15 protein-coding genes are annotated in these 13,471 nt (G+C 53.9%); 9 read left to right on the top strand and 6 right to left on the bottom strand.

Annotation, left to right across the window (positions count from 1 at the left end):
* Positions 1 to 38: 38 nt before the first annotated feature.
* Positions 39 to 491, bottom strand: coding sequence for a flagellar basal body-associated FliL family protein (locus ACPXV9_RS09115; RefSeq protein ID WP_423896143.1), 453 nt, complete (start codon positions 489 to 491; stop codon positions 39 to 41).
* Between the two features lie 112 nt (positions 492 to 603).
* On the opposite strand from ACPXV9_RS09115, the gene ACPXV9_RS09110 reads away from it, so the two are divergent.
* From ACPXV9_RS09110 to ACPXV9_RS09090, 5 genes are all read left to right on the top strand, one after another.
* Positions 604 to 1,098 (top strand): disulfide bond formation protein B, encoded by a 495-nt coding sequence (locus ACPXV9_RS09110; protein ID WP_423896142.1) that lies wholly within the window; start codon positions 604 to 606, stop codon positions 1,096 to 1,098.
* Between the two features lie 21 nt (positions 1,099 to 1,119).
* Complete coding sequence (locus ACPXV9_RS09105; protein WP_423896141.1) at positions 1,120 to 1,473, top strand: CidA/LrgA family protein; 354 nt, start codon at positions 1,120 to 1,122, stop codon at positions 1,471 to 1,473.
* A complete protein-coding gene (locus ACPXV9_RS09100; RefSeq protein WP_423896140.1) occupies positions 1,466 to 2,191 on the top strand; it encodes an LrgB family protein in 726 nt (241 codons plus the stop codon). Before ACPXV9_RS09105 ends, ACPXV9_RS09100 begins: the two co-directional genes overlap by 8 nt.
* A 143-nt stretch (positions 2,192 to 2,334) precedes the next feature.
* Complete coding sequence (gene rsd / locus ACPXV9_RS09095) at positions 2,335 to 2,790, top strand: sigma D regulator (protein WP_423896139.1); 456 nt, start codon at positions 2,335 to 2,337, stop codon at positions 2,788 to 2,790.
* A gap of 147 nt (positions 2,791 to 2,937) precedes the next feature.
* The gene (locus ACPXV9_RS09090) at positions 2,938 to 3,939 is read left to right on the top strand and encodes a WD40 repeat domain-containing protein (protein WP_423896138.1); all 1,002 of its coding nucleotides are present in this window, start codon (positions 2,938 to 2,940) and stop codon (positions 3,937 to 3,939) included.
* Positions 3,940 to 3,999: 60 nt separating this feature from the next.
* Here the strand turns inward: ACPXV9_RS09090 and ACPXV9_RS09085 are convergent, their stop codons facing one another.
* Both ACPXV9_RS09085 and ACPXV9_RS09080 read right to left on the bottom strand, forming a co-directional pair.
* On the bottom strand, positions 4,000 to 4,701 hold the full coding sequence (locus ACPXV9_RS09085; protein WP_423896137.1) for an FKBP-type peptidyl-prolyl cis-trans isomerase: 702 nt from the start codon (positions 4,699 to 4,701) through the stop codon (positions 4,000 to 4,002).
* A gap of 54 nt (positions 4,702 to 4,755) precedes the next feature.
* Positions 4,756 to 5,277, bottom strand: a complete 522-nt coding sequence (locus ACPXV9_RS09080; RefSeq protein ID WP_423896136.1) for a hypothetical protein — start codon at positions 5,275 to 5,277, stop codon at positions 4,756 to 4,758.
* Between the two features lie 294 nt (positions 5,278 to 5,571).
* On the opposite strand from ACPXV9_RS09080, the gene ACPXV9_RS09075 reads away from it, so the two are divergent.
* The gene (locus ACPXV9_RS09075) at positions 5,572 to 6,498 is read left to right on the top strand and encodes a histidine kinase (RefSeq protein ID WP_423896135.1); all 927 of its coding nucleotides are present in this window, start codon (positions 5,572 to 5,574) and stop codon (positions 6,496 to 6,498) included.
* Positions 6,499 to 6,550: 52 nt separating this feature from the next.
* Here the strand turns inward: ACPXV9_RS09075 and ACPXV9_RS09070 are convergent, their stop codons facing one another.
* Genes ACPXV9_RS09070 through ACPXV9_RS09060 form a run of 3 tightly spaced genes read right to left on the bottom strand, consistent with a single transcriptional unit; the run spans position 6,551 to position 8,695 of the window.
* Positions 6,551 to 6,994, bottom strand: a complete 444-nt coding sequence (locus ACPXV9_RS09070; protein ID WP_423896134.1) for a TIGR02444 family protein — start codon at positions 6,992 to 6,994, stop codon at positions 6,551 to 6,553.
* A gap of 11 nt (positions 6,995 to 7,005) precedes the next feature.
* A complete protein-coding gene (locus tag ACPXV9_RS09065; protein ID WP_423896133.1) occupies positions 7,006 to 8,238 on the bottom strand; it encodes a hypothetical protein in 1,233 nt (410 codons plus the stop codon).
* Entirely contained in the window at positions 8,225 to 8,695 is a 471-nt protein-coding gene (locus ACPXV9_RS09060; protein WP_423896132.1) for a hypothetical protein, read from the bottom strand. The genes ACPXV9_RS09065 and ACPXV9_RS09060 overlap by 14 nt, the downstream gene beginning before the upstream one ends.
* Before the next feature lie 159 nt (positions 8,696 to 8,854).
* Here ACPXV9_RS09060 and ACPXV9_RS09055 point away from each other — a divergent pair, with 159 nt between their 5' ends.
* The 3 genes from ACPXV9_RS09055 (at position 8,855) to ACPXV9_RS09045 (ending at position 13,457) form a co-directional block, all read left to right on the top strand.
* Complete coding sequence (locus ACPXV9_RS09055) at positions 8,855 to 9,568, top strand: response regulator (protein WP_423896131.1); 714 nt, start codon at positions 8,855 to 8,857, stop codon at positions 9,566 to 9,568.
* A gap of 36 nt (positions 9,569 to 9,604) precedes the next feature.
* Positions 9,605 to 12,913, top strand: coding sequence for a response regulator (locus ACPXV9_RS09050; protein WP_423896130.1), 3,309 nt, complete (start codon positions 9,605 to 9,607; stop codon positions 12,911 to 12,913).
* 133 nt (positions 12,914 to 13,046) lie between these two features.
* Positions 13,047 to 13,457, top strand: a complete 411-nt coding sequence (locus ACPXV9_RS09045) for a response regulator (protein ID WP_423896129.1) — start codon at positions 13,047 to 13,049, stop codon at positions 13,455 to 13,457.
* Positions 13,458 to 13,471: the final 14 nt, after the last annotated feature.

Here is a 13,471-nt window from a genome sequence, read left to right as displayed (position 1 = left end):
GGCTCTTTTTTTTGCTTGGCTGTTTATCGGATTCAGCTTTAACGCTGAATCACCAGCTGATTGAAATACAGATCTTCCACATCGCTGGCACCGTCTTCAGCAATCAGAATATTGTGGATCTCCTGCAACGCCTCCTGGCGCAGCAGCTCCTTGCCTTCCTGATTATCCAGATTCTCTTCCATCTGCCGGCTGAACAATAAAATCAGATTGTTGCGGATGTAGGGCATGTGATGGCGAATGCTGTTGGCGGCACCGGTGCCACGCACCCGCACGGACAATTCGGCCTTCATATATTTCAGCCGCCCCGCACCGCCATAGTTGACCACAAACGCCGGCTTGATGGGGATGTAAATCGCCCGCTGCACCACGGGGGCCTCGCCATCCTGAGCCCGGACACTACCCACAGAAAGGGCAAACAGGCACAGCATCACACTGAGCAATGGTTTCAATATTCCGGTGACTTTGTTTCGAGGCACGTGTATCAGAGGCACTTTTCGGGTTTCTCCCTGTCGACTGTATCTGGGGCAGTCATCATCACATATACCGCCCTTGAGATAAATTACGAATTGCCATAGTGTAGCGCGACTTCCACGGGGACTCACCATGCTGCTGAACACGCGACAAACCAACTTACTGATATCCATCGGCTGTCTGGGCATGATCTTGATTGCCGTCTTTTATATGCAGGCCAAATTGGGACTGCACCCCTGCCCGCTGTGCATCACCCAGCGCATCTTTGTGGCCAGCACGGGTCTGATCGCCTTTATCGCTTTCCTGCACAACCCCGGCAAACAGGGCGTGCGCCTCTACGCCCTGCTGGGCATCATCTCTGCCGCCATCGGTGGGGCCGTCTCCCTGCGTCATGTGTGGCTGCAGAATCTGCCGGATGATCTGGTCCCCGCCTGCGGCCCGGGGCTGGACTACATGTTTGAAAACTTTCCACTGCAGGAAGCCATCCAGCTGTTGCTGCAGGGCGATGGCAACTGCGCCGATGTGGTCTGGACCTTCCTCGGGTTGAGCATTCCGGCGTGGACCGCAGTGGCGTTTGCCGGCCTGATCGGTTTCAACCTGTGGCAACTTCTGCGCAGCGCGGATTAAAGCGCCGGTCCGACTGCTGCCATGCTCAAAGCCTTTATTGTCCTGCTGCTGTTTCAACTGATCGGCGAAACCCTGGTCGACCTCACCGGCCTGCCCATTCCCGGCCCGGTGATCGGTATGTTGTTGCTGTGGATCGGCCTGCACGTGAAAAACGGCGCCTCCAGTGAGCTCACCTCATTGAGCGACAACCTGATTCGCCATCTGAGTCTGTTGTTTTTACCTGCGGGCGTAGGCCTGTTTTTTCTGCCCGCCGAGATTCAGCGCTACTGGCCTGCGGTGCTGGGCGCCATGGTGGCCGGCACCTTTGTCAGCATGCTATTCAGTGGCTGGCTGGTAAAAAGCCTCAGTCGCGGCAACGGAGGCGGTCATGGCTGAAGTGCTCGATGAGCTGATGCGTCTGTGGCACAACCTGCACCATAAACCGCTGTTCGGGTTATTGCTGACGCTGTGCATCTACCAGCTGGCTCTGATGCTCTATGAATACTGCAATCGCCGGGTGATTTTGCATCCGGTGGCAACCGGCTCGATTGCCATTGCCCTGCTGCTGAACGCACTGGATATCCGCTACCGCGATTATCTGCAGAGTAACCAGCTGCTCTACTTCCTGCTCGGGCCCGCCACCGTCGCGCTGGCGGTGCCACTGCATCAGCAGTTTCACCACATCCGCAAACTGTTGTTGCCGGTTCTGGTTACCGTGGTGATCGGCGGCGTGTTTGCCCCGGCGGTTGCGGTGGGCATTGCCTACCTTCTGGGGGGCTCCGATGCCATCCTGCTGGCGCTGACCCCGAAGTCGGTCACCACCCCCATTGCGCTTGGCGTGGCCGACATCATTGGCGCCCTGCCCGGGCTCACCACCGGAGTGGTGGTGTTTACCGGCGTAGTTGGCGCCCTGCTGAGCCCCGCCGTGTTCTATTTGTTGAACCTGCACGATCCCCGCCTGCAGGGCGTGGTGCTGGGTTTGAACGCCCACGGCGTGGGTACTGCGCGGGGCTTTGAAATCAACCCCACCGTCGGCGCCTTCGCCAGCCTGACCATGGGCTTGACCGGGGCCTTCACCGCCCTGACTCTGCCTTACGCTCTCAAGCTTTTTTGATCCGGCATTTTTAAGGATTGTTGGGGGTTGCCGAGAGCGACGCTATCCCCTATCGTGGGCACAGGTGCTGGCAGGCAGGTCTCACGTCACCACACCTCACAATAATAATTTCCAGATCAAGTTCAGTAGTAAGGAACGAATTCATGTTGGAGAACTGTGCATCCGCCAAAGAACGCTGGGGTGGAGTTAACGATATCATTGACCGCTGGCTGCAAGAGCGCCAGGACATGCTGGTGCAATACTGTCAGCTGTCGGAAAGTTCTGCGGACGCCAACACCGGCGAGCGGGTCCAAAAACTGTGTCAGATCATGGTGGACTATGTTTCTGCCGGGCACTTTGAAGTCTATGACCAGTTGGTAAAAGAGGGTCGGGATTTTGAGGATCAGGAAGCCCTGAAAGAAGCCAGCGAGCTGTTTGGCCGCATCGATGTCACCACCGAATTTGCGCTGGACTTTAACGACAAGTATCTCGAAACCGACGATTTGGAGACCATCGCCACCGATCTCTCCAAACTGGGAGAAATTCTGGCTTCGCGCTTCGACGCCGAAGATCGCATGATCGAGGTGCTGCACACCGCACACAAGGATCTGGTGGTCTGATCCACCCGATACCGACCAGAGCGGCATGGATTCCGCTCTGATTATGTCCTCCCCCCTAAAAATAGCCGCTCGCCGCCGATAACTCTGTTAGAGTTTGTCAAAACTGTTCCGTTTTCCGTTGCCCAGTGAAAAAAGGATTGCGTGCGCATGAACCCAATGGATCAAATTTGTCGCGGCCTGGTCGCGGGCCTGTCCGCGTTGTTACTCAGTGCCTGTAGTGACAACCTGAGCCCCACATCCAGCTTTGAGGTCGCCGTCAAAGGCGCTCAGGCCGCCGCCATCTCCAATGACGGCCTACACACCGTGATCGGCTCAGTCCATCACGGTGGCAGCTTGTGGCGCAACCGCGATGGCGAGCGCCTCTACAACTGGAATCATAAGACTGACGACTACACCACCGTGGTCGCCGCCGCATTCTCACCCGACAGCCGCTGGGCCATTACCGCCAACCCTCACACCATGGTGCTGTGGGATATGCGAGATGGCAGCGCTCAGCGCTACTGGACTGCGCCGGGCACCATCCTTGATATCGCCCTGAGCAACGATGGCCGTTTCGCCCTGCTGGGCCTCGATGACCAGTCGGCGGTACTGTTCGATGTTCAACGCGGTGGTATTCGTCGCACCTTCCATCACAAAAACCGGGTGCGTGCGGTGGACCTGAGTGAAGATGGCCGCATCGCCATCACCGGCTCTGAAGACACTACCGCCACTGTTTGGGACGTGCAGTCCGGCAAGGCGCTGCAACGCATCCAGCACGATGATGATGTGCAAATGGTGGCCATCAGCCCCGATGGCATCCTCGCCATGAGCGCCAGTCAGTACGACAAAGCCCTGTTGTGGGACACCCGGACCGGTAAGGCTCTGGGCAGGATTCCTCTGGCGGCCGAGCAGCTTAAGCGCGGCATTCGCTTCACCTCAGCCAAATTCAGCAGTGACGGCAGACAACTGCTCACCGGCCGCCCGGATCAACTGGTGCAACTGTGGGACACGCGTGCGATCAAAGAGCTGGCACGCTGGGAATTACCCAAGCGCGACGCCTGGAAGCCCACCGGCGCGGCCGTGGTCAGTGTCGGATTTCAGGAGAACAGGGGGCGCTATCTGGCGGTAGCGTCTAACGGATTTGTGCACCGGTTGACGGCACCACAATAACGAAGAGTGATTTGAGGAGCCGACTGCCGGCCCCTCATCAAACGTGGTCTGGTTGACGGTTTACTGAGCGTTGGCGCTCAACAGCTCAACTTCAAAAATCAGCGTGGCGTTAGGGCCAATCATGCCGCCGGCACCACCGGCGCCATAAGCCAGCTCACTGGGGATATAGAGTTCCCATTTGGAGCCTTCCGACATCAGCTGCAGCGCTTCGGTCCAGCCAGGAATAACCTGCGTCACACCAAATGAAGCCGGCTCGCCACGACTGTGGGAACTGTCAAACTCGGTGCCATCGAGCAGAGTACCGCGGTAGTGAACCGATACGGTGTTGGTGGCTTTTGGCTTGGCACCGGTGCCCTCGGTAATCACCTTGTACTGCAAACCACTGGCGGTAGTAATCACACCGTCTTTTTTGGCATTGGCAGCCAGAAAAGCTTCGCCTTCTTTCTTGTTGGCCTCGGATACAACCTTCATCGCCTCGTTGTGCTTGGCCTGCTGCAAATCCTGCAATGCGCGCATAGCGGTTTGCATCTCTTCCTGGGTCAGGCGAGGAGCCTTACCATCGGTGGCATCACGCAGCGCTTCCGCCATGATGTCCACATCAACTTCGACCTGATCCTGTTTGAATTTCTGACCAATGTTGTAGCCAAAAATGTAGCTGACACGATCAGTAACCGTTTTCAATTCGGTCTCGGCAGAAGCCAGGCTGGCAGAAACCATCAAAGTGGTAGCGGCCACGGCAGTGGCGATGGGCTTAAGGGTCATAAAATCATTCCAATAGTTATTGTGTGTAAGGTACACGCGAAAAAATCGATCGCATTAACGATCTTCCGGCTCGCGACCGCCGATCATGGCATCCATATCCTGGGTGCGCTGATTCAGGGTTTCCTGAACCTGTTTTGCATCATCCATCAACTTCTGAACCTTTGAAGGAGAAATGGTGAGCGGCAATGGTACCCCAGAAGATTGTTCGCTGACATCTTGTGCTTCCGGTTGTGGTGCCGGTTGGCTGCGCAACCCCTGAATCATATTCCGGTCGGGATCGATGTAGGTGATCTCGGCTTCGAGATCCGCTGGAGGTGTGTCGGACAGCTGCCAGTAACCCTCCTTATCCTGCCAACGATAGACTTTGGTTTGGCCAAAAGGTTCCGGACCCGCATCCTCTTGCAAGAAACCAGCAAACCAGTTTTTTACATGGCCGACAAACCGCTCCACCGCAGTGGTATCGGGAACAAAATGTTCGGGATCCAACCAGGGCTGCCCGTCGGGGCGCTTCATCACAAACAAACCGGAAACTGCCAACACGACCATCAAGAGCAATAATTTAATAAAGAGTTTCATGGGCGGCTTCTCTCTGCAATGTTCAATCGCCGAAATTTATTCGGTTTAATATTTGGGCAACCGGCTAGTGTTTTGATGGTCGCACACTTTATTCCTAAAGTAATTGGCAATTGCTGTGTTATGGCTGTTTTAGTCGATAAACGCCGCCATATTTTGAAAATTTCGCCATTACTTTCTATAACGGAATACACACAATCCTAAAAGCGCGTTATTATTCGCGCAGTTCTGATACTGCACTTTTTGTTTTATTTTTTGACAACAACATTTACGGCTTAACCCACAAGGAGCTTTACCATGGCACCGCGCAAAAAAGTCATCGACCCGGTACTGGATCTCGAAAAACAAATTGCCAAACTGACAACCCAACTCGACAAGGCACGAGCAAAAAAAGTTGCTGATGCTGACAAGGCTGTCGCCAAAGCGCAAAAATCTCTGGCGGGCATCCAGAAAAAACTCGCTGTGGCAAAAACCCGTCGCGTCGCCGCCATGGCCAAATACCGCGCCAAGAAAACGGCCGCCTCTACCGCCGCAGTAGAAAAAGCCAAGGCCGCCGTTACCGCCCAGACCGAAGCACTGGCGGATGCCAAATCTGAACTGGCCTCTAGCAAGGCCGGCGCCATTGCTGCCAAGTTCAGCGCCAAAGCCGCTGCTGCCATCTCCAAAGTAACCGCCAAGGCCGTAGCCGAGCAGGAAAAGATTGCCGCCAAGCGCGCCAAACTGGAAGAGCGCAAAGAAGCGGCCGCTGAGAAAAAAGCCGCAGCCAAAGCTGCCAAGGCTGAGAAGAAAGCCACTAAGGCCGCCGCCAAAAAAGCGGCAGCCAAACCAGCCACCAAGAAAACTGCGGTAAAGAAAACACCTGCCAAGAAAGCCAAACCGGCGGCCAAAAAAACTACCGCTAAAAAAGCACCGGCAAAGAAAGCCACTGCCAAAAAGGCACCCGCCAAAAAAGCAGTGACCAAGAAAACTACCGCTAAAAAACCCGCCGCCAAAAAAGCCGTCGTTAAAAAGGCTCCGGTCAACAAAGCACCCGCCAAAAAACCTGCGGCAACGAAAAAGCCGGCGGCCAAACCTGCAGCGCCGAAAGCAGAAGCGAAACCGGCTGCACCGGCTCCAGCTCCAGCCCCGGTCACTCCAGCTCCCGCTGTGACCAAGCCCGAAGCGGCTACCGCTCCCGTAGCCAACCCAAGTCTGTTTGAGAAAAAGGACGACGCTCAGAACTGAGTCCCCGTCACAGAAAAAAGGCCAACCGCAAGGTTGGCCTTTTTTTCGCCCGTCAATCGGGCAATAATTTTTGAGCCCAGCCTTCTGGGTCGCTGGTAGTCATTAGGCTCAATCGCAAGTAACCGTCAGCCGCAGCCTTAAATGCTCTCTCCGGCAATTCACGCTGCTCCGTGAGACATTGCAGCTCTAGCAGCTCCCGCTGCTCCAGAGACAACTCTCGACTTTTTATCTTGTTTCTAAGCCAGCGTAACCCGACCACCTTTGGCATCCGCCGCCGCAATGTTCGCACCCGCTTCACCCGCCGATGGTGATCCTGTATCTCAGCGACCGCGTGACGCCAAAAGTCTTCATCAACACCCCGCTCGCAGTGATCCAGCCACATACTCCACAACAGCACATTCACATTGATGCCCTCGCCGTCCTGCAATGTCAGGCAGTGTGATTCGACCCCCGGGCGAGCATAGGTGGCCAGAGCAAACTCCCACAAATCAGGCACAGGCGTCACTCCTAGAAGCGATAAGCGGCTTGAAACGAAAAGACCGACCAGTCTTTTTCATCGTTGACCTGACTGTTGGGGGCAAACTGTGCCGGCGAGCGGCCACTGCCCTCCACATCCGAGTACTCTATGCGCAACAACCAATTGCTGTCTGGCTCCCAGCTGGCGCCCAGGGTCCAGAACTTGGCGTAAAACATATCCGGTCGCTGTGCCAACTGCGGTTGCGATACCGCTGCCGCCAACAGTTGCGTCCGTGCCGCAGCATCTTCACCATCGGAATCAGAGTGATCGGCAAAAAAAGCATCGTAGCGGAACAACAAAGTCACACTTGGCGAAACAAAGTGACGTGCCTGAAGAAAGTAAGCGCGAGGTTCCCAGCGCTGCTCATCAGGCATCAGTCCCGCTGGCAGCAGACGATTAGCCAGGCCTTCTGTTTCAACAACCTGTTCCATGTATTCGGCCGTTAATTCCCAATGTTCAAAGTTGTACTGGGCAAACAATCGCAGGTCATCGATGCTCAGAAAACCACTGTCGACAATGGAATCCGCATCGGCATCAAACTGGAAAGGGGCGTCTACGTAGCTGGCGCCAACCAGCCACGATCCGGTGTCGTACTTGATGTGCAAGGCCGAAGTGTAGCCATGGTCATCGAAATCACCCACGGCGGATTCGCCTAACGAGTTGTTCAGTACCTCATCACCGTTGGTTACCGGGAAGCCACCCCACAGGGCAATGGATAATTCACCCTGTGCAAGCCGAACGCTATTGAGTAACTCAACCCCATCGTAGGAAACCAGAAAATTGCGGAACAATTCAGAGTAACTGGACTGAGGCGAAAAAATACCGGGGCGGGTAAAGGGAGCAGACAGTGAATCACCGTAGATCCCCAACTGACTTTTGATGCGCCCGAACTTGGCACTGGTATTGAGTTGATCGCTGGCTTGGATAAAACGATCAACAAACCCGTAATCGAGACGCACGCCTTCTTCCTGATGATCTCCGGAGTGACGATAAATCACCTGACCATTAAATCGGGTGGCGCTGTTAACGTTGTAACTGGCACTGAAACCAGCCGCCGCCGAGGCCCAGCTTGGATCCTGGTCATCTACAAAGAAGTTATTGTCTTTGGCGTAGACATACCCCTGACTGATAAAACCATTCCAGTGCCAACGGGAGGGTTCATCGGCCATGACCGAAGCTCCGGGGAAGCACATCAGGGCAGCGACCAATTTATTTATTTTCAACAATTTTCACTCCCTTAACATTGGCCGCCAGAGTTTTATCGGAAACATAACCAATGGCGCCGGGCTGACTGGCCACCCGTTGCAGCATTTCCGTTTCATCCACCACCTGATCCGGTGCCACACCACGTCCGGAAAAGATCAAACGATCCCAACTCTTCTTTAACTGGTAAGGATAAATATCCAGAACATTGCGCACGAAATGGGCATGAGCCGGATGGCGCGAGGGCAACACCACCACCACAATCGCCTGACGATCATCCCAGTGCTGGCGAGACATGGTAAAAATGGCTTGTACCGATTGACGATTGAGCACGCCGGTATCAATCGCATCGTTGACGATAACCGCAGGCTCAGCTTTCAGTGCTGAGGCAAACAACAGGGCAAAAGCACACAGCATGGCACGCGGCCATCGCCCTGTTTGAAATGCATTGTCGATTGCTTCTGCGAGCACTTTCATGACAAACCCAAAAAGAAAAAACGCGCCAACTATACACAAAACCCGAGCGCTTCAACACTCACTTGGCGCCAAAGGCCGCGTTTTAAGTCAATAAAAAATACCCATATTGTCAATGGCTTGGTGTAGTATCTTCACAAAAATAAAAACAGAGCAGCACCCATGCACAAAAAAATTTTAGTGGTTGATGACGATTTTATCAGTCGTGCCAAACTCCCAGCGATACTTGCCAACATCGGTGATTGCCACACCCACGAAAGTGGTGAAGAGGCATTGGCAGTGTTTCAACACGCGCTCGAGATCGGCGCACCTTTCGACTTGATTGCTCTGGATATTGAAATGCCCGGCATGTCCGGTCACGCTGTTCTGCAAAACCTGAGGAACATAGAAGATGCGCTCTGCGTTCCTGAACACCAGCGAACCAAAGTGATCATGGTTTCTGTCCACGACGACCCAAGTAATATTATCTCCTCACTGAAAACCGGTGCCGACGCCTATTTAATTAAACCCTTCGACTACGGCGACATGCTCGATAAGCTGTCTGAAATCGGTATGGCCATTGATACCGGCCTGCTCGATACCGCTCGTTTAAATGAGGAGGGTTTTCTGGAATTGCTGAATCGCTTTATTGAACTGGGCCATCGTCGCCTGCAGGAAATGGAGCACAATCGCAGTGACGATGACTATCAGGCGATTGAAAAAGCCTGTGAAGAACTGCAGATAACCGCAGCATCCATATCGGCCCACATTGTTAATCTCAGCCTGATCCAATTACAGAAGGCCGCGCAACAACACCCTGAGTCATTGGGGTTATACATCCAGAAAACCCAACGGGAGCTGAAACGACTCGAACGCTTTACCCAGACCAGGAACTAATCCGGTCTAGGGGAAGACTTCGCAACAGGGAGCAGTATGTCCAAGGATCTAATCAAAATATCTCTGACAACCATGGTCGTTCTGGTTTTTTTGACGGGCGTTGCCTACGCACTGCAACGCTATGTGCTCTTGCCCGGCTTTGCTCAACTGGAGCAGCGTGAAGCGGTCAAAGATTTACAGCGCACCATCGACGCCATCGAGCGCGAAGTCGAACACGTAAACTTTCTCGCCAGCGACTGGGCTCAGCGACCCAACATTATTGAATTTATGGAGAACCGCGACGGCCAACAGCTCAATGACAGCTTTTCCTGGCAATCGCTGGAATCCAATGCCGACATCAACGCTCTTATGATACTGGGCCAGGATGGCCTGAGAATATGGGGCGATATCTATGAGCCCGAACAGGGCGGCTTCCTTGACCTCGAGGACTTTTCGGCGGAGATCATTCAACGCTATTTGCAGATTCACACCACCAATACATCGGTGGCGGGCATCATATTAACCCCCGCAGGTCCGATTCTGGTATCCGCTCACCCCATTGCACCGGTACGTGCCGAGCAGGCCCTGCAGGGCACCATGATTGTCGGTCGCTTTCTCGATGAATTCCAAATGGCGCGCTTGAGCGAACAAACCCGGGTACCCTTTATTACGTTGCCGCTTGACGGTACCGAGCCCACCGCCAGCTACGCCAAACGTCTGATCGAAACACCCACGCTGATCGAAGAAGTGGATGACCAGACCCTTCATGCATTCACTCTGGTCGAAGGTCTGCAAGGCAATCCCGTGCTGTTGGTTCGCGCCAAAATACAACGCGATATTATGTTCACCGGTAACCAGGCCAGTCGCGTTGCCTTCTATCTGATTGTCCTGACACTGATACTGATGGCACTGGGTATCGCCCTGCTGTTTGCGCGCGATGCCATTGCCGTGAGGCGGCGCAACGAAAGTATTAAGGCGCTGGTTGACGAGAGAACCGGGCAATTGCGAGAGGCTTCCCAGCAACTGGAAATTTTCAAAATTCTGGTAGACACATCCAACCAGAGCATCGGCATTTTTGATCAGGACTGCGCCATTGTCTATGCCAATCCCAACCTGCTGAGAGACTGGGATCAGCAAGATGATCTACCCAAGGTGCAAGCCAGCAGCCTCTGGACCGATTTCTATACCGACCGCGATCAGGCACAGCTCACAGAAGATATTCTGCCCAACTTGTCACGGCAAGGTTCGTGGATTGGTGAATTGAGACGACCGGATCCGCAAGATTGGGCTGGTGAAAAAATCAATCTGGAAAATATTTTTGTGCTGCCAAACAGCGACAATGACAAAGTGCTGATAGCCAATATCGCCACAGACATCACCGAGCAGAAACGCATCGCCCGCGAACTGCTGGAAGCAAAAATAGCTGCCGAATCTGCCAATAACGCCAAGAGCAACTTTCTGGCGACCATCACCCATGAGTTGAGAACCCCCCTCAATGGCATCATCGGCATGGCAGAGATGGCAATGGAATCTGCCAGCAATGAAAACCAGCGCGCCATCTTCACCACGTTGCTGCAAGAGAGTGACGTGCTGCTGACCCTGATTAACCAAACGCTGGATTACGCCAAAATTGAAGCCGGCATGATGGAATTGGAGCAATTGCCCTTCAACTGCGCCGCTCTGGTTGAGCAAATGGCCAACAGCATCGCTCTGCGCTGCGCCAAAAACAAAGCCCTGCAAATCAATTGTCTGGTCGACCCGCGTATTCCAGAGCATTTGATTGGTGACGAAAATCGGCTGCGCCAAATTCTCGCCAACCTGACTGGCAACGCCGTTAAATTCACGGCCAAAGGGGAAATCAATTTACGCGCGGAACTGGTATCTGACAGTGACAGCAAAGCCCGGGTCAAATTTCACATCGAAGACACCGGCATCGGCATCCCCAAAGAAAAAGTCGGCCGGGTGTTTGAGCGCTTTGGTCAGGTAGACGATTCCATGAACCGCCGTTACGGCGGCACCGGCTTGGGAACCAATATTGCCCAGGAGCTGACACAGCTGATGAACGGGGACATTGGCGTCAGCAGTGAAGAAGGCAAAGGCAGCCACTTCTGGTTTACCGCCGAATTCAACAAAGACCAATTGACACCACTGGCAGAGCCAGTGATCCCGGATCTACAAGGCCACCGCATTCTGATTGCAGACCATAACCACACCAACAACAACTACCTGAAAACCCAACTGGCAGATACCGGTGCCGAAGTCTGCACCGCCACCGATTTGATAGCCGCGCTCGAACAGGCGCGACAACAGGATCAGCCCTATGACATCGCACTGGTCTGTGAAGACCTGCTCAACGACGCCTTAAAGAATCAGAAGCCCCTCGGCCTGTCGACCATGACGGTTATCGCCATGGCTCCGTCCGATGGCGTTGATGGCAACCCCCTGCAACAGAGTTGGCAAGGTGCGGCAGTTCGCAGCGTCAATAAGCCCATCCACCGAAAGGCATTGCTGGGCTACATCAAAGACGCCCTCGCCTCTGACGGTGATACCCCAACGGTAAGGGCGACCCAGCCCACCGCAACCATCGGCAAAATGGGCGAAGGCAAAACGGTACTGCTGGCCGAAGATTACCCAACCAATCAGGTAATCGCCACCGCCCGACTCAAAGCCGAGGGTTTTTCAGTGATCTTGGCCGAAGATGGCCTGCAGGCTGTTGAGCAATTCAGCCAAACCAGACCCGATCTGATCCTGATGGATCTGCAGATGCCAAACATGGATGGTTATCAGGCCAGTGAGAAAATCCGTTCCATGGAACAGGCCGGTGAACACACGCCGATTATTGCCGTCAGCGCCCACACCATGCCCGGAAATCGCGACCACTGCCTTGAATGCGGCATGAACGACTATCTGTCCAAGCCTTTCCGACGGGAAGATTTACAGCGGATCATCGCCAAGTGGTTAGCCACTGGCTCTCCTGCTGAGCCAACATCAGAGACGGCACAAGAGTCGCCAACAATGACAGAAACGGGCAGTTCATCATCCCCCATGGATTTCGAACAGGCGGTGGATGAATTTATGGGTGAACGGGATCTGGTGGTTGAGGTGCTGCAACAATTTGTTGCCACCTGCCAGAATCAGGTCGCAACCATAGAAGCCTCCATAGCCACAGGCAACTTCGATGTCATCGCAGCCGAAACCCACAAAATTAAAGGAGGCGCCGCCAACCTGATTGCCAGGCCTTTGTCGCAGGTCGCATCCAGAATCGAGCAAACGGCCCGTGAGGGCGATGTGACCATGATCCCGGCATTGTTCAAGGAGTTGCAAAATCAAGTCGCCCGGCTGGAGAACTTCAGCCAGCAGCTGTAAGCCTATACCACTTCTGGCAAGGGTCACGCACCGAGATAACTCACGGACCCAAAGCAGACAGACCCTGCTTTTGAGGTATAATGCGCTAGCATAAAAATAAATAACAATAAGAAGATATACAGACATTTGCAGTATGAATAACTTGAAGATATTGGTTGTTGACGACGAATTTGCCAGTCGCGTAAAAATGGCAACCGTTTTAAAACAATTGGGTACCTGTGAAATGCGTGATGACGGCTGGCAAGCGGTGATCGAATTCACCAATGCCCTGAAATCCGGCGCCCCTTACAATCTGATTCTTTTGGATATTGAAATGCCCGGCATGAGCGGCAGCACCGCTTTGAGCAAAATTCGCGAACGGGAAAAAGAGCACGGCATTGACGACAGCAGCCGGACCAGAATTGTGATGGTGACGTCACACAATGATCGCGACAATGTCGTAAATGCCATGCGTCAGGGCTGTGACTCCTATATCGTCAAGCCATTTACGAAAGAAGCCATCTACGAAAAGCTCAAGACCATCGGGCTTATTAATAACCCATAATCCCGCTTGGTAAG

It is taken from the genome of Candidatus Pelagadaptatus aseana (assembly GCF_040362265.1).
Taxonomy (GTDB): Bacteria; Pseudomonadota; Gammaproteobacteria; order Pseudomonadales; family Cellvibrionaceae; genus Pelagadaptatus; species Pelagadaptatus aseana.
Note: the sequence above shows the minus strand (reverse complement) of the source record. Positions and strands in the feature narration are given on the sequence as shown.